This window comes from Hymenobacter bucti (genome assembly GCF_042681145.1).
Classification (GTDB): domain Bacteria; phylum Bacteroidota; class Bacteroidia; order Cytophagales; family Hymenobacteraceae; genus Hymenobacter; species Hymenobacter bucti.
Genome location: NZ_JBHUFD010000018.1, coordinates 325287 through 341687, shown reverse-complemented (window position 1 = coordinate 341687; position 16401 = coordinate 325287). Strand labels below are relative to the sequence as shown.

At 57.5% G+C, this 16401-nt stretch carries 17 protein-coding genes; 14 read left to right on the top strand and 3 right to left on the bottom strand.

Going from position 1 to position 16401, the window contains the following annotated elements; genetic code table 11:
* Window positions 1-499: 499 nt before the first annotated feature.
* The 5 genes from ACFSDX_RS20555 (at window position 500) to ACFSDX_RS20535 (ending at window position 4354) form a co-directional block, all read left to right on the top strand.
* Window positions 500-1087 (top strand): Crp/Fnr family transcriptional regulator, encoded by a 588-nt coding sequence (locus tag ACFSDX_RS20555; protein WP_382316978.1) that lies wholly within the window; start codon window positions 500-502, stop codon window positions 1085-1087.
* A 78-nt stretch (window positions 1088-1165) separates the two neighbouring features.
* Window positions 1166-1348 (top strand): hypothetical protein, encoded by a 183-nt coding sequence (locus tag ACFSDX_RS20550; protein WP_382316977.1) that lies wholly within the window; start codon window positions 1166-1168, stop codon window positions 1346-1348.
* A 470-nt stretch (window positions 1349-1818) separates the two neighbouring features.
* A complete protein-coding gene (locus ACFSDX_RS20545; protein ID WP_382316975.1) occupies window positions 1819-2361 on the top strand; it encodes a hypothetical protein in 543 nt (180 codons plus the stop codon).
* Window positions 2362-2588: 227 nt separating this feature from the next.
* On the top strand, window positions 2589-3368 hold the full coding sequence (locus ACFSDX_RS20540) for an alpha/beta hydrolase (protein ID WP_382316973.1): 780 nt from the start codon (window positions 2589-2591) through the stop codon (window positions 3366-3368).
* 146 nt (window positions 3369-3514) lie between these two features.
* Window positions 3515-4354, top strand: coding sequence for a sialate O-acetylesterase (locus tag ACFSDX_RS20535; protein WP_382316971.1), 840 nt, complete (start codon window positions 3515-3517; stop codon window positions 4352-4354).
* 363 nt (window positions 4355-4717) lie between these two features.
* On the opposite strand, the gene ACFSDX_RS20530 is transcribed toward ACFSDX_RS20535, so the two are convergent.
* Together ACFSDX_RS20530 and ACFSDX_RS20525 are read right to left on the bottom strand one after the other, a co-directional pair.
* Window positions 4718-4918, bottom strand: a complete 201-nt coding sequence (locus ACFSDX_RS20530; RefSeq protein WP_382318204.1) for a transposase — start codon at window positions 4916-4918, stop codon at window positions 4718-4720.
* A gap of 99 nt (window positions 4919-5017) precedes the next feature.
* Window positions 5018-5203, bottom strand: coding sequence for a transposase (locus tag ACFSDX_RS20525; protein WP_382316969.1), 186 nt, complete (start codon window positions 5201-5203; stop codon window positions 5018-5020).
* A gap of 170 nt (window positions 5204-5373) precedes the next feature.
* Between ACFSDX_RS20525 and ACFSDX_RS20520 the strand changes: the two genes are divergently transcribed.
* From ACFSDX_RS20520 to ACFSDX_RS20480, 9 genes are all read left to right on the top strand, one after another.
* Window positions 5374-5949, top strand: a complete 576-nt coding sequence (locus ACFSDX_RS20520) for a Crp/Fnr family transcriptional regulator (protein WP_382316968.1) — start codon at window positions 5374-5376, stop codon at window positions 5947-5949.
* Between the two features lie 155 nt (window positions 5950-6104).
* Complete coding sequence (locus ACFSDX_RS20515; protein ID WP_382316966.1) at window positions 6105-6635, top strand: SRPBCC domain-containing protein; 531 nt, start codon at window positions 6105-6107, stop codon at window positions 6633-6635.
* Window positions 6544-7308: an NADPH-dependent F420 reductase gene (locus ACFSDX_RS20510; protein WP_382316964.1), complete on the top strand. Its 765-nt coding sequence runs from the start codon at window positions 6544-6546 to the stop codon at window positions 7306-7308. Before ACFSDX_RS20515 ends, ACFSDX_RS20510 begins: the two co-directional genes overlap by 92 nt.
* Before the next feature lie 3 nt (window positions 7309-7311).
* Entirely contained in the window at window positions 7312-7815 is a 504-nt protein-coding gene (locus tag ACFSDX_RS20505) for an SRPBCC domain-containing protein (protein WP_382316962.1), read from the top strand.
* Window positions 7816-7952: 137 nt separating this feature from the next.
* Window positions 7953-8729, top strand: a complete 777-nt coding sequence (gene budC / locus ACFSDX_RS20500; RefSeq protein ID WP_382316960.1) for a meso-2,3-butanediol dehydrogenase — start codon at window positions 7953-7955, stop codon at window positions 8727-8729.
* A 601-nt stretch (window positions 8730-9330) separates the two neighbouring features.
* On the top strand, window positions 9331-9765 hold the full coding sequence (locus tag ACFSDX_RS20495) for a hypothetical protein (protein WP_382316958.1): 435 nt from the start codon (window positions 9331-9333) through the stop codon (window positions 9763-9765).
* A 761-nt stretch (window positions 9766-10526) separates the two neighbouring features.
* A complete protein-coding gene (locus ACFSDX_RS20490) occupies window positions 10527-10862 on the top strand; it encodes a DUF7668 domain-containing protein (RefSeq protein ID WP_382316956.1) in 336 nt (111 codons plus the stop codon).
* Between the two features lie 365 nt (window positions 10863-11227).
* Window positions 11228-11551, top strand: coding sequence for a hypothetical protein (locus ACFSDX_RS20485; protein WP_382316954.1), 324 nt, complete (start codon window positions 11228-11230; stop codon window positions 11549-11551).
* Window positions 11552-12387: 836 nt separating this feature from the next.
* On the top strand, window positions 12388-12834 hold the full coding sequence (locus ACFSDX_RS20480; protein WP_382316952.1) for a BLUF domain-containing protein: 447 nt from the start codon (window positions 12388-12390) through the stop codon (window positions 12832-12834).
* Window positions 12835-13504: 670 nt separating this feature from the next.
* On the opposite strand, the gene ACFSDX_RS20475 is transcribed toward ACFSDX_RS20480, so the two are convergent.
* Window positions 13505-16108 carry a malectin domain-containing carbohydrate-binding protein gene (locus ACFSDX_RS20475; protein WP_382318202.1) on the bottom strand — a complete coding sequence of 868 codons (2604 nt, stop codon included), beginning with the start codon at window positions 16106-16108 and terminating at the stop codon, window positions 13505-13507.
* Between the last annotated feature and the right edge of the window lie 293 nt (window positions 16109-16401).

Genomic DNA, 16401 nt, shown 5'->3' with positions numbered 1-16401 from the left:
TCAAAGCGGCTTCGCATTGTTTTCCGTTCCTCTTATCAGGTGACTCTTAGTAAAGCGCATCTTTCGCACCCAGTCCGGCTTCGTGTAAGGCTCGGCAAGGCCTCCTAGGTATTGCACCCACAGATGCTGTCGAGCAGGTCCCACGGCGGGAAAATACTCAGCGGGAATAGGGGAAATCAATCGCTATGGTTGGGCGGCGGCCCTTTAGCCAATCGGCGCAGCAGCAGATGACAGAGACAAGCTTTGATAATCGTCTTGCTGGTACGCGGACTGGTTTTGTAATCCCGGCCCGCTACGCGGCGGTACTTACTCAGTCAAACAGTAGCAGTTAAATCAGTAACAGTAAGCAGCGCGGAACACAGAATAAATTCGCATACCTCTTTCATCTCCCTGCTACCTCCAAGAAATGCAGTGCACACGCACGCTATTCTTTTAACTGCATCAACCATCTTTACCGCATCACAGTAACCATATGCCGAGCCTAGTGGCGACTGATTCCATGAGTGATGCATTCGAGCAGTACCTGCGCATGCAGATAGAAGTACCACCGGCCGAATGGGCGTTTCTGGCCTCGCAGCTGGGGAAGAAAATTCTGGCTAAGAACGAGCTGTGGCTCCCGGCCGGCCAGGTGGGGCGGCACCTGGCCTTCCTAGAAACGGGCGTGCTGCGCTCGTTTTTGCGGACGGACAAGGGCGAAATTAACAATGCTTTTTTCCTGGCCGGTTCTATGGCCGGAGCCTTTACCAGCTTCCTGACCCAGGCTCCTTCTGCCTGGGCCGTGCAAGCGCTGGCCCCCACCCGGCTGGTGACCATCTCCTACGACTTGTTCCAAACGCTCTACGCGCGCCATCCCTGCTGGCTACGTTGGGGGCACCAGGTGCTGGAAGCCCAGTTTCTGCATAAATGCCGCCGCGAAACGGCGTTTATGCGCGCCTCGGCAGCCGAGCACTACCAGGCCCTGCGCCAGCTCTACCCCACGCTGGAGCAGCAGGTGGCCCAGTATCACATTGCCTCCTACCTGGGTATCACCCCCGAAACGCTGAGCCGGATTCGGGCGGCAGCGCCGGTACCCTCGCTTCTTTCTTGATGTACATCAAGGCATCGTAGCCAGGCGGAAAGGACCTTTGTAACATCATTCACCGGTACCTACTCCACGCTTCGCACCATGTCCTTCCTGCATCTCAAATTCAGTGCGCCGGCCACTGCCGACTTTGCAGCAGGCGTAGCGGGGGCACTCCTTGACCTCTCCGCGCAGGTGCTGCACAAGCAGACCGCGTACAGCGCCGTAGGCCTGGGCTACGTGGACCCCATGCAGTTGTTTATCGGAGGCGAAAGCCTGGCCAAGTAAAGCTTAGCCAGCCACATTCCCGATAGCAAGATTACCCGACGGCACCAATTCTAACGACGAAAAGGCGACTCACCAGTAGTTAGTCTTTGCCCGCCTGGGCGAGGTCCTCGGGGCCCTGCGCCCGGTCAGCGACGTCTGCGTGCACGCGGTGCGGGCCGATACCTACGGCACGCAGGTCTTTCACTGAAGCACCGCTACAGCCAGCGATAGCAGGTCGGATAAGTACGCTGCTTGGCGTTAGGGCAACGCCCTGCAACGGCCCTTCTACCCTGAATTCGCAACCTAGCGCGGCCTTCCAACGCGAGGCCAAAAAGGGTTGAGGCGCTGCCCGCCACTAGCCAGGAGTCTTACCATGCTATGCTGAAATTCTTGCCGGTAACACGCGCGCAAATTCATCGCAGCAATCCGTCTATTCATACCCCTTACATCACATGTCACCAGCCACTTCCTCATTTTCGCAACCGACCAGTATGGCCCAGGACTTACGAATCCTCTATTTCGTGCGAGCGGCTTTCGCCCTCCTCTGGGCGGGCCTGCTGGCCGCCCAACTTCCGGCCCTGACGCCCCTGCTCTTGGTGCTGTATCCCATTTGGGACGTGCTGGCCACCTTTGCCGACTTGCGAGCCAGTCGCCGTAGCAACCGGGAAGCTACCGGGCCGCGTTACCTCAACATCTTGATTGGCCTGGCTACCGCGGCAGCCGTGGTCGTAGCCCTGCAACAGGGTACCGCGGCCGTACTCGCTGTCTTCGGGGCCTGGGCCATTTTGACCGGCTTCATTCAGCTTATCCTGGGCTGGCGTCGGCAGCGTGCGGTGGGAGGCCAGTGGCCGATGATGCTGAGCGGCGGGCAATCGGCCCTGGCGGGCACCGCCTTCATCCTGCTTGCGCATTCGCCCTCCCTGGGCATTAAAAGCCTGGTTGGGTATGCGGCGTTCGGCGGCTTCTATTTTCTGCTGGCGGCCTGGCGGTTACACGCAACGAAGCCTGCTGCGTTGTCGGATACGGTTTCCTAGTTTCGGATGGATTAGCATTCGCCCCGGTCCCGGGCAACCTCGCCAAGACGCAGGCTAGCCGACCGACAATGTTGACTCCTGCCAGCACGACCACTGGCCCGCCCTTCGCCAATGGCTACTGGCCCATAGCGCCCGTTTCACACCTGCTTAAATCAGACCAGCTCACTTACTTCTTCCGGTTGTCCGGCTGTTTAGCTACTCAATACCTACTTAAAATGCTCCATTTCATGTCTTTCTTCTCTCAAATTGCCGCCTCCGTACTCACGGCTGGCCTGCTGACAATGGCCAGTGCCCCAACTGCTCAGGCCCAAACCGCACCGGCCGGCATCCGCAACATCTTGCTCGTGCACGGGGCTTATGCCGATGGCTCGGGTTGGAAAGGCGTGTACGACATCCTCGTGAAAGACGGCTACGCCGTGAGCCTGGTGCAGGAACCGCTGACCTCGCAGGCCGAGGACGTGGCCGCCGTCAAGCGCATGCTGGCCCGCCAGACGGGTCCTAGCATTCTGGTGGGGCACAGCTACGGCGGGGCCGTCATCACCGAAGCCGGCACCGATGCCCAGGTAGCCGGGCTGGTTTACATCGCGGCCCACGCCCCGGACGCGGGCGAGAGCACCACCTCCAACAAAAATAAAATGCCCGGCGCCACCAAAGCCGTGGCGGCCACACCGAACGGGTTCCTCTTCGTCGACCCCGCTCATTTTGCCGCCGACTTCGCCGCCGACCTTCCCCCCGCGCAGGCGGCGTTCATGGCCCACGCCCAGATGCCGGTCGCGGCGGTCGCGGCGGCGGCCCTCATTAGCGTGCCCGCCTGGAAAACCAAGCCCAGCTGGTTCGTCGTGGCCGGGGCCGACCGCATGATTAACCCCGACCTAGAGCGCATGTACGCCACCCGTGCTAAAAGCCACACCATCGAGATAGCTGGGGCCAGCCACTCGGTCTACATTTCCCACGCCAAGGAAGTGGCGGCCCTGATTGAGCAAGCCGCCAAGCAAGCGGGCAAGTAAATGACAGGAAACGTATGAGAGCCAGGGCGTATCGACGCATCAGGCGGGATACTTATTGCTTGCCTATTCTGTGGGTGGAAGCCCAGGACACACACCTAGGCAGTATTTGCACTAAAACATATTCCTTAAAACAAGACTAACACGTCATGGTGCACTCCTTCTTACTGATAGGGCAGTCAAATATGGCAGGGCGAGGGTTTCTGAAAGATGTTCCCCTCCTCTTCGACAACCAGATAAAGATGCTGGTAAATGGGCGCTGGCAAACAATGTGGGAGCCCATAAACCACGACCGGCCTACTGCTGGCGTTGGTCTGGCGGCTTCTTTTGCCGCGACTTGGCGGTTGAAGCATGAAGGCGAAGAAATTGGCTTGATTCCTTGTGCGGATGGCGGTACCAGCCTGGATGATTGGGCGGTCGGTGAGGTGCTTTTTGAACACGCCGTATTTCAGGCAAAGCTTGCCCAACGAATCAGCACAGTAGCTGGGATTCTATGGCACCAAGGAGAAAACGACTGCTCTTTAGAACAGTCCAGCCGTTACCAAGAGAAGTTCTCCCTAATTGTAGAGGCTTTTCGGCGGGAATTGAATACGCCAGACATCCCACTTATTATCGGTGGGCTGGGCGATTTTCTAAGCCGGGGCAGGTATGGCGCTTACTTCACGGGCTATCCAGCCGTTAATGAGGCGTTGCAGCAATTCGCTAGCACAACCCCTAATTGCTATTTCGTAACCGCAGCAGGGCTGACCGCCAACCCAGATGGGCTACATTTTGATGCTGTTTCGCAGCGAATATTTGGCATTCGCTACTTCGAGGGCTTTCACCAGCAGAAGCATATACTAGCTCAGCTTCCAGATGAAAAGGGAATAGTTGATAGTATCAGTAACCGACCATTGTCAAAAGCGGAGAAGGCTGCATTATTAGAGATTCGGTTTGCCAACGGTGAGCTAGCTTTGGTTGACTTAGAAATGCAGCTGCAAAATCTGTAAGCAACACTAAGCCAGCGTTTAATGCAGGTGGACTACTGACCAGTTTAGCTAAGAGCGTGCTTGGGAATTAGGGGCTCGTCGCTCGTCGCAGGGACATGGTTAAATTGGCGGCGAAGAGCCAAGCCGCATGGCTAGTGGGCTGTCGTCACAGTCCATAACGACCCGGCGGAAGTGGTTGAGCCAAGTAAAAGTGCGTTCCACGACCCAGTTCCTGGCCACCGGCACGAAACTGAGCCCAGCAGTTGGCGGACGACTGGCTACTTGACGCGTCCAGCTCAGGACCAGCACCTGCCGCACAAAACGTCCCTAATACGCCTTGTCCATCAACACGCTACGTAGGCGGCTGGCCCAAGCCAGACAAAGTTAGCTTCGGTCGGGCAGCAGGGGTTGCGCGCCGCGGCTGTCGTGGCCATTGGCCGCGCGCACTACGACGCGCCAGATGCGCCCACCTGTGTCGCAGAGCACCTGACGCTTGCGGCCATTGACGCGCTTGTGCGCATCCAGTCCCCGTTGCTGGCCCAGACGTGGGGCCAGTTTGACACTTTGGGCATCGACCAGCGCCAGCGAAGGCGTAGGCAGCCGTCTCTGCGCCAGCCGGTCCGCGCAGTTACTGGCCTGACTCAGGCGCTCAAACGTGCCATCTGCCCGCCACCAGGCAAAGTACTAATAAACGGCCGGCCAGGGTGGAAAACAGGTAGGCAGGTTGCGCCATTGGCACCCGGTTTGGCATTTATATAGCATGTCATCAAATATTTGCCATAATCTATGGCAGCGTTTCTGTTGGGTGGGCAGCAGCGGTTCCATAACTTGCCACTGCGAGTAGATAAGGGGTTGATGACAGTCAACCATAAGGTAAGTGGAGCCTAGAAACTCCGCTTACCACTTACTGGCTCGTTTTCTTTTGGGCTACCCGATTCCCAAACACGTTCTAAGAGATAAGCGGCTAACTCGGCTGTGCACCATACCGCCACGCAGCTGCTCATGGGGCGTAGTTAATTGTCCTAAACTAGTGGTATGCGATGGATGAGATTTTCCTAAATTACCTGACTGCCAGGGGCACCTTCACCGACGCGGAGCTGCAACAGCTAGTATCGGCTACCCTCGTCAAGCAGCTAAAGCGGCGGGAACTCCTACTGCGGCAGGGCGAAGTGTGCCGTTACATGGCCTTCGTGGTCAGCGGCTGCTTGCGCCTGTACCGCACGGGCGAGGATGCGGTGGAGCACATTCTGCGCTTTGCCCCCGAAAACTGGTGGCTGAACGATTACGAAAGCTTTCGCAGTGGGCAGCCGGCCAAAAGCACAATTGACGCGTTGGAAGACACGCTCGTCCTGTTGTGGTCGAAAGAAAGCTGGGAGCGGCTGAAAAGAGAAATCCCGACCTTTGACGCGCTACAGAACCACTTACTAATCCGCAGCCTGGATGCCCAGGTCGACCGCCTCCATACGACCATCAGCCTCCCCGCGGAAGAGCGCTACCACGCGTTTCTCACGTCCTTTCCCAATTTATACCAACGGGTGCCTTTGCACATGATTGCCTCCTACTTGGGGGTAACGCGTAAAACCCTGGGCCGCATCCGCCAGCACACCAGTTTATAGGAAGTAGCCTTTTACGGTGAAGGGTGCGCCCGCGCACTGTTTTTGGAAAGGCGGGCGGCGCTCATTTTGGGACAAATGTCCCCGTTTTCCCAGGTTACGGAGCGGAATTTTGTATTACCAGCCGACTGACCGGCTAGTGATACCAACTACGCGCTATGACACTATATCCGGAAGCTGCTACGTTTGAAGCAATCAAGTGGCCCAAGGGCATGGCACCCAGCCAATCCCCCATCCATTTCACCAACGAGCTAGAGGTCGCGGCCTCGGCCGAAACTATCTGGTCGCTGCTCATCGACCCCAACACCTGGCCCCGCTACTACCCCGGCGTTGCCCACGTGCAGCTACTAGACGGACAGGAGTCGTTGCGCCTGGGCACACGGTTCGAAACAAGCCTGGCTGGCCAGGACGTCGCGGTGTTTGTGCAGGAGTTTGAACCGATGACGCGTATCGCTTGGAGCGGCTATCCAAAAGTCGATGAGCAGTCTACGGCGTACCACGCCTGGATTATCACGCCCACGCCAGGTGGCTGCCACCTGTGGACGGAAGAGACGATGCAGGGCCCGCACTGGATTGAACTAGCTAAGCAGGCGCCCGATGCATTTTGGCTCGCCCACGAGCGGCTCCTGGCGGACCTGGCAAAAGTCGCCCTCGAACGCGAAGCTTCGCTCGCCCGCAACCACCGGTAGGCACGGCCTAGGTACACCATGCCCCCCGCGTCATCACCCCCACTCAGCTTTCTGTTTTAACTCCAACACGATGCGCTACGCCATCATAGGTACTGGTCACGTTGGCCAGGCACTCGCCAAAGCCTTTGCCCGTCAGGGAATCGAGGTGGCTTTCGCCAGCCGGCGCTCGCCCGAGGCCCTCACGCCGGTGGCCAAGGCCATCGGGCCCACCATCATCCCCCACTCGCTGCCGGACGCCCTACAAGCGGATGTCGTCCTGTTGGCGATGCCCTTTAAGGCGTATCAGGAGGTCGCGCAGGCCACAGAAAGCTGGCCGGGCAAGACCGTCATCGACGTGACCAACGCCTACGGAATTTCCTCCGAAGAGCTGGGCAACCGGCCTTCCTCCGTCGTGCTTGCCGAAGCACTGCCGGGGGCCAACCTGGTCAAGGCTTTCAACCACTTGCCCGCCGCCGTGCTGGCTGAAGACCCTAGGGCTAACGGCATGCGGCGGGTGCTTTTCCTGTCGGGCGACGAGGCAAGCGCCATCGCTACGGTAGCGACCTTAGTTACCCGACTTGGCTTCGTCCCGATTAATCTGGGGAAGCTGGCCGAAGGTGGCCTCCTCGTCCAAGCCCGGGGCAACAGCTGGGGGCCCCTAATTTTCCAAGACCTTTTCCAGCAAGCCAAATAAGCCATGTATAATCACGTAAGCTGGCCGCCCGCCTATGACCCGAAGACCTCGGCGATTTACGCCCTAAACGACATTGACGTGCAGGCCCCGCCCGAAGTGGTATGGAAACTCCTCGTCGAAGCCGAGCACTGGGCCCGCTACTTCCCGGCCGAAAACCAGGTCAAGCTGTTGAGTGGGGAACCGGAACTAGCCCTCGGAATCCACTGGACCCGGGTGACCGTAGGTTTTCCAATGAGTCTGGTCGTGACAGAATACGAATCCTTGCGCCGGCTCGCGTGGTCCACGACCGTTGACGGCGACGAGACTGGTTCGAGTGCCTACCACGGCTGGGTCATCACCCCCACGGAAACGGGCTGCCACGTGCTAACGGAAGAAACGCAGCAAGGGGCCTTCTTCCTGGAAGAGCTGGGCCGGAAGCATCCTGGAGCGCTCTACCGCTATCACCAGGAGTGGGTCGAATGCCTCGCCCGCGCCGCCGAGGCGGAAGTTGCCCAGGCGGGAGGCTAATTGGCAAGACAGGTGCCGGGCACGGGCAGGCGCCTAGGTTCAGCCGGCATCCGCTTGGGGCCGGGGCCATTTCCCTCGACAGTCTCAGATATAAGAGCAGCAGAAGGCCACCTAAACTATTTTTAGTTAAAGCAGTAATGAATCGATTCGAAGATAAAGTAGTGATTGTCACAGGTGCTGGCTCCGGCATTGGCGCCGGCATAGCGCGCCGCTTTCTCCAGGAAGGGGCGGCCGTGGTGCTCAACGGACGGCGAGAACACAAGCTACAGGAAACGCTAATGGGGTTCAACGCAGCGAAAACGTTATTTCACCCGGGTGATGTGTCGGACGAGGCCTACGTGCAGCGCCTAGTGGTAGACACAGTTACCAAGTTCGGGAAGCTAGATGTGCTGGTCAATAACGCCGGTTTTGCCATCCTTGGTCCTTTCGAGCAGACCACTACCGAGGCTTGGCGAACTATCCTGGGAACCGACCTGGATGGCGTTTTTTTCGCCGCTCGCGCAGCGCTACCGCACCTGTTGAAGACGGCGGGTTCCATCGTCAATATCTCTTCCGTATCGGGTTTGGGCGGCGATTGGGGGCTAAGTGCGTACAATGCGGCCAAGGGGGCCGTCACCAACTTTACCCGCGCCCTGGCGCTGGAGTACGGCGCACGGGGCGTACGCGTCAACGCCGTCGCGCCTAGCTTGACCTCTTCCGAGGCGACCGCCGAGCTGGAGAAGAGCGAGGCAGTAAAGGCTGCTTTTGCCGACCGTATGCCGAAGGCGCGGGCCGCTACGCCGGCTGAAATTGCGGCGGTCGTCGCTTTTCTCGCCAGCGAGGATGCCAGTTTCGTCAATGGCGTAATCCTGCCGGTTGATGGGGGGCTCTCGGCCTCGAATGGCCAACCCAACTTCCTCGCCCTCCTTGGCTAGCGTCGGTCAGGCACGGGTGACGAAAGTAGGGGCATGACAGCCCTCCGACCCACCCCAGCGAAGTAGATGAGGAGGGATGGGCTGTGGCCTCTTACCTAGCCCTGATTAAGTTAGGCCATACTAACGCTAACGTTCCAGTGTTAAAGTGCAGCTCTAGAAGCTCATCTTACACTCGGACGACACAGGCGACGCTATATCAGAAAAGGGTGATGACCGCCGTCTCCGGGGCGTCCTCTCCGCTTTTCAGGCGCTGGCTTATCAGGCCTTACCAGGAGGAAGCGGCGAAACCCAGGCGCTTCCCCCTATCCAGTGCCTGAAAACGGCGCATTAGCGATGCGGTTAGTCCAAACGTGATGATTACGCCTTAGTTACACGGTATGTGGAGGACTTACGGGGCGCAAACAGTTCCCAGCAGGGGGTGAAAAAGCCTGTTTAACGCACCGTTTGTGGCTATAACTGGGTGACGCCACCCGGCTATAATGCGGTTTTAACCAAATTATAACCACTGGGCCGGGTGATGTCACCTAGCTGCGCGGTCAATGACCGCCAATGCGCGGGTGGTGTCACCTGGTTTTAACCGCAACCCTGGGTGACGCCACCCGTGTGCGCCGGACGTCTGCGCCCTCTTCCTCTACCCATGCCCTACCTCATCGCCCCCCGCCGCCGCATCACGCTCAACTTCCAGGCTACCGACTATGACGCGCTGGCCGCCGACGCTGCCCGGGCCGGGCACGCGGCCCCCAGCGCCTACGCCCTGCCCTGGTCCAAGCGCGCGGCGCGGCGCCGCGCCCTGGAGCGCGCGCTGGCCACCCGGCCGACCCAGGCCGACTACCAGCAGCAACTAGCCGAGGCCGTGGACAAGGCCGTGACCGCGTTAATCACCAAGACTGAGGCGGCGCCGTCCTCGACCGAGGCGCCACCGCCCTTGACCCCAGAGCAGGAGACGCGCGCCGAGGCGAGTCCTAGCCCCGCCCCTACCCGACGGGGTCCGCGCAGCCAGGTGGCGGTGGCAAAAGTCAACCTGCGGAGGGCGTGAGGGAGTTCGCTCCTGCTCGGCTTTCACGCGTTGCAGACTTGGCTGGTCAAACTAGTGAGCAGGCACCCGCTCAACCACCACCTGCTCCAACTGGTTAATTGGAGCGTTGTCTAGGCGCTCTTTGCGCACTTCTATAGATGCCTCCTGTGGGCAAGCGCTGCCTCTAGCGGGATTTTCAAAGCGTTCTACTTACTGAAGGCTATTACTGGAAGTTGCTTAGCGGGGTTTGCTGTTCCAGCTCTCGTGCGACCTCGAAACGTCTTGGCGAAAGCCTCATTTTTCCAAGCTAGGAGCGCTTCCACGGTAAAGAGCATGGTCTGGCCATCGTGCGTTCTCAAGACGGTTGGCCAAGGCATCTCAGGATGGTTACGGGCCATTACTACCGATAAGGAGGCGAACGCCTCCTCAAGTCGCGTCAGGTGGAGGGGTCGCCAAGCTAATAGCTGACAGAAGTGGACAAAAGCTGCCCCATAGGGGGTATTAGGCGCCGAAACCAGCATCAACTGAGAAGTTGCAGGTGAACGTGTGCCCTCTAGGGTCGAGCCATGGAAAGTACTACATCTACCCAGCGTCCCCTCCTGAACCCACCCTTATTCTAAGAGGGGATTCAGGAGGGGACGCTGGGGTAAATAATGGCGTTTTACAAGTAGTAGTCCGTCGTTTTCAATATGTAAAAAAGCATTTGCCTTACTTAAACGGCTATTTTCCTTGATGCGTGAGAGTGGGTTTTTTTTTAAGCAGTTTTTCCTTAGTAGCTACTTATGAACAGCACGAAACTAGCGGACACCCTAGCACTCATCATTAGCCTGCTTTCCAGGCGTGCTTTCGACGAGCTGTACCACCTAGACAGAAACAAAAGGCTGCTTCCTCAGGAACTAGCCGGGAGCATTGACGAATATGGAGGGGAAGTCACGCCACCCAAACCACTGATTTGGAATTATGACTTTTATCCGATTGATGGCACGGAGGACGTATTCGTGGATTGCGACTTATTCATTGACTACCAATTGAGTGACCTCACATTGCAATGCCTGATGCACGAGGAAAGTCAAGAAGGGCGGTATGCTTTTTCAATCCAGAACATCCATGTAATGTAAAACGGTTTTTAGGAACTGGTTTACTACTGCCCGTCTACAAGATACCCCGCAGCGACGAGTCTTAATAAATGCTCAAATTGAAGCCCTGCCCCGATAAAGTACTACGCCGGCTGCATTGGCCGGCCGGGTCTAAAACCACTACTTTTCCAGGAGTTGTCCGGTAAACTACATTATGTAATTCGACTATTTTTAGAACAGTCTAAGCAGCGTGTAAATTTAACGCCTCATTCTTGTTTAGTTTCTATCGCCTAATGGGTTACACGCTTCGCGCCTTTCTTGGTCCTACCCAAATTGTGCAGCAATTAGCTAGCCACTTCCAGCACGCTTATAGTGTAGAACTAGCTGCAGGTCTCTCGTTGCTCCCTATGACCGAGGACCTGTATGACGAAGTGAACCACTTTGTCGAATCCACTACGATTGCTTCCTGTCTGTTTCTAACCAGCTACGTCGAACAGCAAGTACTCTCGTTGCTTGGTTCCGCTAGTATCGGCTATGTAGAGGCCGAGTATTTTGGAGGCAAAGGCCACCAAATCGGCCTGCTCTGGCAAGGTGGCCAGCGAAGCCCAGCTCCCCTGACGATTAATGCCGTGTTATGCGGATTGGGCCTCACGGCAAGTGGGGCGCGTGATGAGTTCACGACGGTGGACTTAGGGCGTTATCGAGAGACCGAGGACTGGTTGCCCGCTTAAATGGGCCAAGTACTTAAGCGGGTTTTCAACTTCGCCTAATAAGACATTTTCCAAAGGAACCTCTTCAAATGACTCAGGCTCGTCTCTGCGTAAGAACAGGAGCCTTCTATATCACTTCCTGAGTGTAGCAGTGAGGGGTACCACAAGCCCATAGGTTATACACCATGGCCCTGTATTTAACGGCTTGCGGTGGCCAAAATCAATCTCCATACCGGCCGCAAACCAGTACCAATGCCACTTTTGCAAGTCCTCGGGATGTCGGTCGTTGTGCATCCCATAGACGCTACGCAGGCTGTCTAATATACCGACCCATTGCCATTTCTCTAATTCCGGCAGGGTGAGTTGTAGGCCGGTTAGCTTACCTGTGGTAAATAATGGATGCGGCTCCATTGGCAGATGAGCGATACTGTCTTTATCGTAGCGAACCCTGGCTACTAAGGCCTGGCAGGACCGGAGCGAATCAAGTTGCTGTAGCACTTGCTCGCGAGGCGTGCCAGCCCGCAGGTTAAAGCCTAGGGTAGCGGGTGGCTGTTTGGCAGCTGCAGCCCGCCGATGCAGGTATTCTTGCTCGGGGTCGGTGCAGCTAACAAGTAGTAACAAAACAGGCAGCAAAGCAAGTCGATTGATACGAACTATATCACGGTGGTGCATGAGTTGTTAAGGCGCTAATAAAGGGTAGCCCAACTAGGCTGGACGAATTAAGCACCCAAGCAGGTCCGAAAGGCGCACTTGATTGACCTGCTCTCGCCCAGCTCTTGGCGTGCGGCGGGAATTCAGCTAAGGCTTTTGGGACTACGCCCTGCTACCTTTAGCGACCCACGTCTGCCCTCTGCCTCATGCCGCTCTACTATCTCGTCTACGAAAGCCAGGCCACGCAGCCGTTCTCGGAAACAGCGTTAACAGCTTTACTGGAGCAGGCCCGGCACTACAACACGGCCCATAACGTAACGGGCCTGTTATTACACACGCCCAGCGGTCGCCTGATTCAGGTCCTGGAAGGGGAGCGGGGGCTCGTAGAAGCCCTCTACCTGCGCATTGCCCGCGACCCGCGCCACCAGCACTGTACCATCCTTTCGAGTGGCCCGCTGCCTGCCCGGCGCTTCGGGGAGTGGCGCATGGGCTTTCGGGCCACCAGCGAGGGGGCCCTGACCACCTTGCGGGGGCATGTAGATACGGCCGCCGCCGCTTTCTTACTGCCCCTACTGCCCGCCGTATCGGGGTTGCTGCTGACCAAGCTCCTCGAGTATGTGCGCCGCACCCCCCCCCACCCTCTGCTCCAGTAAACCCGGCGCTAGCTATGTGGGCAGGTGCCCGAGCGAAGCCGGCCAGAGGAGGGAGTGGAGAGAGCTTTAGCGCGGCAGCTTTGTGGCTTGGCCTTACTAAGCCAAACGAAGCGTAACAACCCGTTCGAAAAACCCTCCCCGCGCAGGCCTCAACAAACGGCGTTTTCAGGGCCGTGGGCGGGGGAGGAAAGGTTGTTCGAGAAATAGTAGTGGCTGTTGCAGAACTCGGCGCGACACCTTCAAGCGAGCGCTCGACGAGCTGGATGGAGCTAGGAAGGCTAGCCTGCGTGCCTTTTACCCGTACCTAGCAGCTAGTTTACGCTCTTGCCGTGCTTGCTAGATGGGCCACGACCAGTTGTCTTCTGTGACACGCCGGTTAATGTTAGCCAAGGTAATTCATCAGTTAGGAGAGCTAACTTGTTTTTCGATACGACATTGTTATCAGCTAGGCATTGGGTAGAACACGAAATGGTACGAAATTCCGGCCTAGGATGGCCTGTATTAGGTAACAAGTGGCACAAAGCACTTACCTGTATAGGAAAAGTTATGAACCACAGACTATGTAATTTCAAAATATAGCCTGCTTCCAGACTTTATCGAATGTCACAAGCAGACCGATGTGCCGCTGGTATTTCTAGAAATAACTTTTTACAGCTGGTAGCGAATGACTCTATTTAACGAGCACCAGCCGCTGGGTGTGCGCTTTTCCGCCTAGCAGCAAGCGGCACGTATACACGCCTGCCGGCAAGCTCGTGCCATTGAGTGTGCGTTCATAGTCGTGCCCCGCTTCGGCCACCTCGTCAAAGAGGGTGGCCATCAACTGGCCTAGCAAGTTGTAGACCAGCACCTGGGCTTTGCCCGTTTCCAAGGCTTGGAAGTGGAGCGTGGTCCAATCTGTGGATGGGTTGGGATAAGCTTCAAACACGGGTGGGGCTACCTTGGCCTCTTGGCGCAGGGTCGCCTGCGCACGGGCGACCGAGGCCGCAGTTCTAGCGGGCACGACTTCGATGGCTGTTATTTCAGGGTTATCTAGGCCACCCGCATTTAGGGCCGTAAAGTCAAGGTTCAGCAGGCCGTCGCTGACCGTGACCGGGATGGTTTCGGTGGTGGCCGTGAAAGCGCCTACCTTCTTATAAATATCGTAGGCTGTGAGCACTGGCGCGTTTTCGGCGGAAACATCAAAGACCCGTTGGCCGGCCCCAGTCCAGTAGAGTTCCGCGAAGTGCAACTTGACGGTGTAGGTGCCATTGACTACGGGCAAGGCATAGCTCATCACCCCGTTGGTGCCGTAGCGTTCGCTCTGGTATAGGGCATCATCGGTGGTCCCGGCGATGGCGGCGCTGGTCATGGCCGTGTTGCCTGGTGCGGGTGAGAAGGCCTGGTCCGCGTAGAAGAAACCGGTTGAAGTACTCAACGTCTCGCCGCCGGCGTTAAGCCGATAAGTTGTAGGAATATTGCCAATGGAGTTGGGGAGAATCTCGATGGCTGTTACTTCAGGGTTATCTAGGCCACCCGCATTTAGGGCCGTAAAGTCAAGGTTTAGCAGGCCGTCGCTGACCGTAACCGGGATGGTTTCGGTGGTGGCCGTGAAAGCGCCTACCTTCTTATAAATATCGTAGGCTGTGAGCACTGGCGCGTTTTCGGCGGAAACATCAAAGACCCGTTGGCCGGCCCCAGTCCAGTAGAGTTCCGCGAAGTGCAACTTGACGGTGTAGGTGCCATTGACTACGGGCAAGGCATAGCTCATCACCCCGTTGGTGCCGTAGCGTTCGCTCTGGTATAGGGCATCATCGGTGGTCTCGGCGATGGCGGCGCTGGTCATGGCCGTGTTGCCTGGTGCGGGCGCATAATAGTGGTCTGCCGTAAACGTGCCCTGGGAGGTGCTCACGGTTTCGCCGCCTGCATTGATGCGGTAACTGGCGCTGACGGGCTCCGTAGCTGGGTTTAGTCGGATGCTGGCTGAGCCAATTGTCCCGCTGCTTAAGTTGGCCGTCGCGAAATCCAGGGTGCCATTACCGTCGAGGTCGCCCACAGCAATAGCTCGTGGGCTGCCAGCAACCACCAGGGCTTGGTCGCCGCTAAAGTTGCCCAGGCCGTCGTTACGTCGTAAGCTCACTGAATTAGGAAAGCCGCCTGCCAGCAAATCGAGGTCCCCATCGCCGTCGACATCGCCTAGCGCTTCGAACACAGCAAAGGAGCCCAGGTTCACGAATCGGCTGCCGCCGAATGTGCCTTGCCCATCGTTGAACACCACAGTGACCGTGCTGCCCGTGTTGGCAGCCACCACATCCAGGTCACTGTCGCCATCCACATCACCCAGTAGCAAGCCCCCGGGCATTGTGGCAATACTCAGGCGCTGGCCAGTGCTGGCAAAGGAGCCCTGACCGGTGTTCAGGCGCACGTCGATGAGTCCATTGCGGCCGCTTGCCAGCAGGTCCAGGGTCCCATCGTTATTAACGTCACCCAGCACGACGGTCGAGGCGTTGAGGCTTACCGGCACGGCGGGGCCCTCGCTGAAACCAGCGCGGCCGTTGTTCAGCCGCACCCGCACGACTGTGCTGGGTATGGACCCACTGCTTGTCAACCCTTCAGTTACTAAATCCAAGTCTCCGTCGCCATCCACGTCCCCCACAGCGGTACCGCCTAGGCCCGCCGGTTCAAGGTTGCCGAAAGTGCCGCCATTGTTTAAACGCACCCCGCCACTGGTCACTAAATCCAGGTCGCCGTCGCTGTCCAAATCGCCCAGCAGGATTCGGCCCGCCCCGATACCAGGTATTTCCTGACCGCTAGTGAAAGTACCGTTTCCAACATTTAGGCGTACGCTGACGGTATTTTCGGGGCCAGTGCTGACCGAATTTACGGAGAGCAAGTCCAGGTCACCGTCGGCGTCTATATCGCCTACGGCGAGACTAAACGGGTTGCTCAACGGCACGTCGGGGTTGCTGCGGAATATGCCAGAACCAGGGGCAGTAGCCGTCGTGAACTGGAAAACGTAGGGGCGGGTCAAGCTCTGCTGATTACTGCTCTGCACGGCGGTAGTCACGGTCGTAGAAACCAACTCTCCCGGTTTGAAGGGCACCATGGGGCGCAAAGTGAGCGCGTTACCATTAACCGCGGTCGCACCTTGCTTATAGCCGCCAGCCTGCGAGCTGAATACAGCAAGCGCTGACCTAGTAGCAGAACTATTGCTCAATGCCTGGCTGAAGCCTACGGCCACATCCGTAGCAGAGGGGGCAGCCAGCGCATTGCGAGTCGGCGACCAACTGGTCGGCATAAACCCTTGGGCGCGCACGTTGCCGGCTGCGAGAAGAAAGGTGAGTAATAGTCCCGTGTACCCTCCGTAGTGTAAAGCGGCAGTAACAGACAAGCGAGTAATAAAAGGCATAGTGTTACTGAGAATGAAGGGTGGGCAAGTCAGTTACCAAAGAATAGAACTCTAAATATATAAAACTTTTTTTATTAAATAAATAATATTATATCTTAAAGATTTTTTATTTTAGCTTGGGTTGTGCTTGGGCAAGCGGACCCGCCCTTTGAGTATGCAGGTGAGATGGTCTAGCCTGAGCG

What these genes read in the sequence shown, in the direction of transcription:
- ACFSDX_RS20555 (WP_382316978.1), top strand. Translation starts at nt 500, where the DNA reads ATGAGTGATGCATTCGAGCAGTACCTGCGCATGCAGATAGAAGTACCA.
- ACFSDX_RS20550 (WP_382316977.1), top strand. Translation starts at nt 1,166, where the DNA reads ATGTCCTTCCTGCATCTCAAATTCAGTGCGCCGGCCACTGCCGACTTT.
- ACFSDX_RS20545 (WP_382316975.1), top strand. Translation starts at nt 1,819, where the DNA reads ATGGCCCAGGACTTACGAATCCTCTATTTCGTGCGAGCGGCTTTCGCC.
- ACFSDX_RS20540 (WP_382316973.1), top strand. Translation starts at nt 2,589, where the DNA reads ATGTCTTTCTTCTCTCAAATTGCCGCCTCCGTACTCACGGCTGGCCTG.
- ACFSDX_RS20535 (WP_382316971.1), top strand. Translation starts at nt 3,515, where the DNA reads ATGGTGCACTCCTTCTTACTGATAGGGCAGTCAAATATGGCAGGGCGA.
- ACFSDX_RS20525 (WP_382316969.1), bottom strand. Translation starts at nt 5,203, where the DNA reads ATGGTTGACTGTCATCAACCCCTTATCTACTCGCAGTGGCAAGTTATG.
- ACFSDX_RS20520 (WP_382316968.1), top strand. Translation starts at nt 5,374, where the DNA reads ATGGATGAGATTTTCCTAAATTACCTGACTGCCAGGGGCACCTTCACC.
- ACFSDX_RS20515 (WP_382316966.1), top strand. Translation starts at nt 6,105, where the DNA reads ATGACACTATATCCGGAAGCTGCTACGTTTGAAGCAATCAAGTGGCCC.
- ACFSDX_RS20510 (WP_382316964.1), top strand. Translation starts at nt 6,544, where the DNA reads ATGCATTTTGGCTCGCCCACGAGCGGCTCCTGGCGGACCTGGCAAAAG.
- ACFSDX_RS20505 (WP_382316962.1), top strand. Translation starts at nt 7,312, where the DNA reads ATGTATAATCACGTAAGCTGGCCGCCCGCCTATGACCCGAAGACCTCG.
- budC (WP_382316960.1), top strand. Translation starts at nt 7,953, where the DNA reads ATGAATCGATTCGAAGATAAAGTAGTGATTGTCACAGGTGCTGGCTCC.
- ACFSDX_RS20490 (WP_382316956.1), top strand. Translation starts at nt 10,527, where the DNA reads ATGAACAGCACGAAACTAGCGGACACCCTAGCACTCATCATTAGCCTG.
- ACFSDX_RS20485 (WP_382316954.1), top strand. Translation starts at nt 11,228, where the DNA reads ATGACCGAGGACCTGTATGACGAAGTGAACCACTTTGTCGAATCCACT.
- ACFSDX_RS20480 (WP_382316952.1), top strand. Translation starts at nt 12,388, where the DNA reads ATGCCGCTCTACTATCTCGTCTACGAAAGCCAGGCCACGCAGCCGTTC.
- ACFSDX_RS20475 (WP_382318202.1), bottom strand. Translation starts at nt 16,108, where the DNA reads ATGCCGACCAGTTGGTCGCCGACTCGCAATGCGCTGGCTGCCCCCTCT.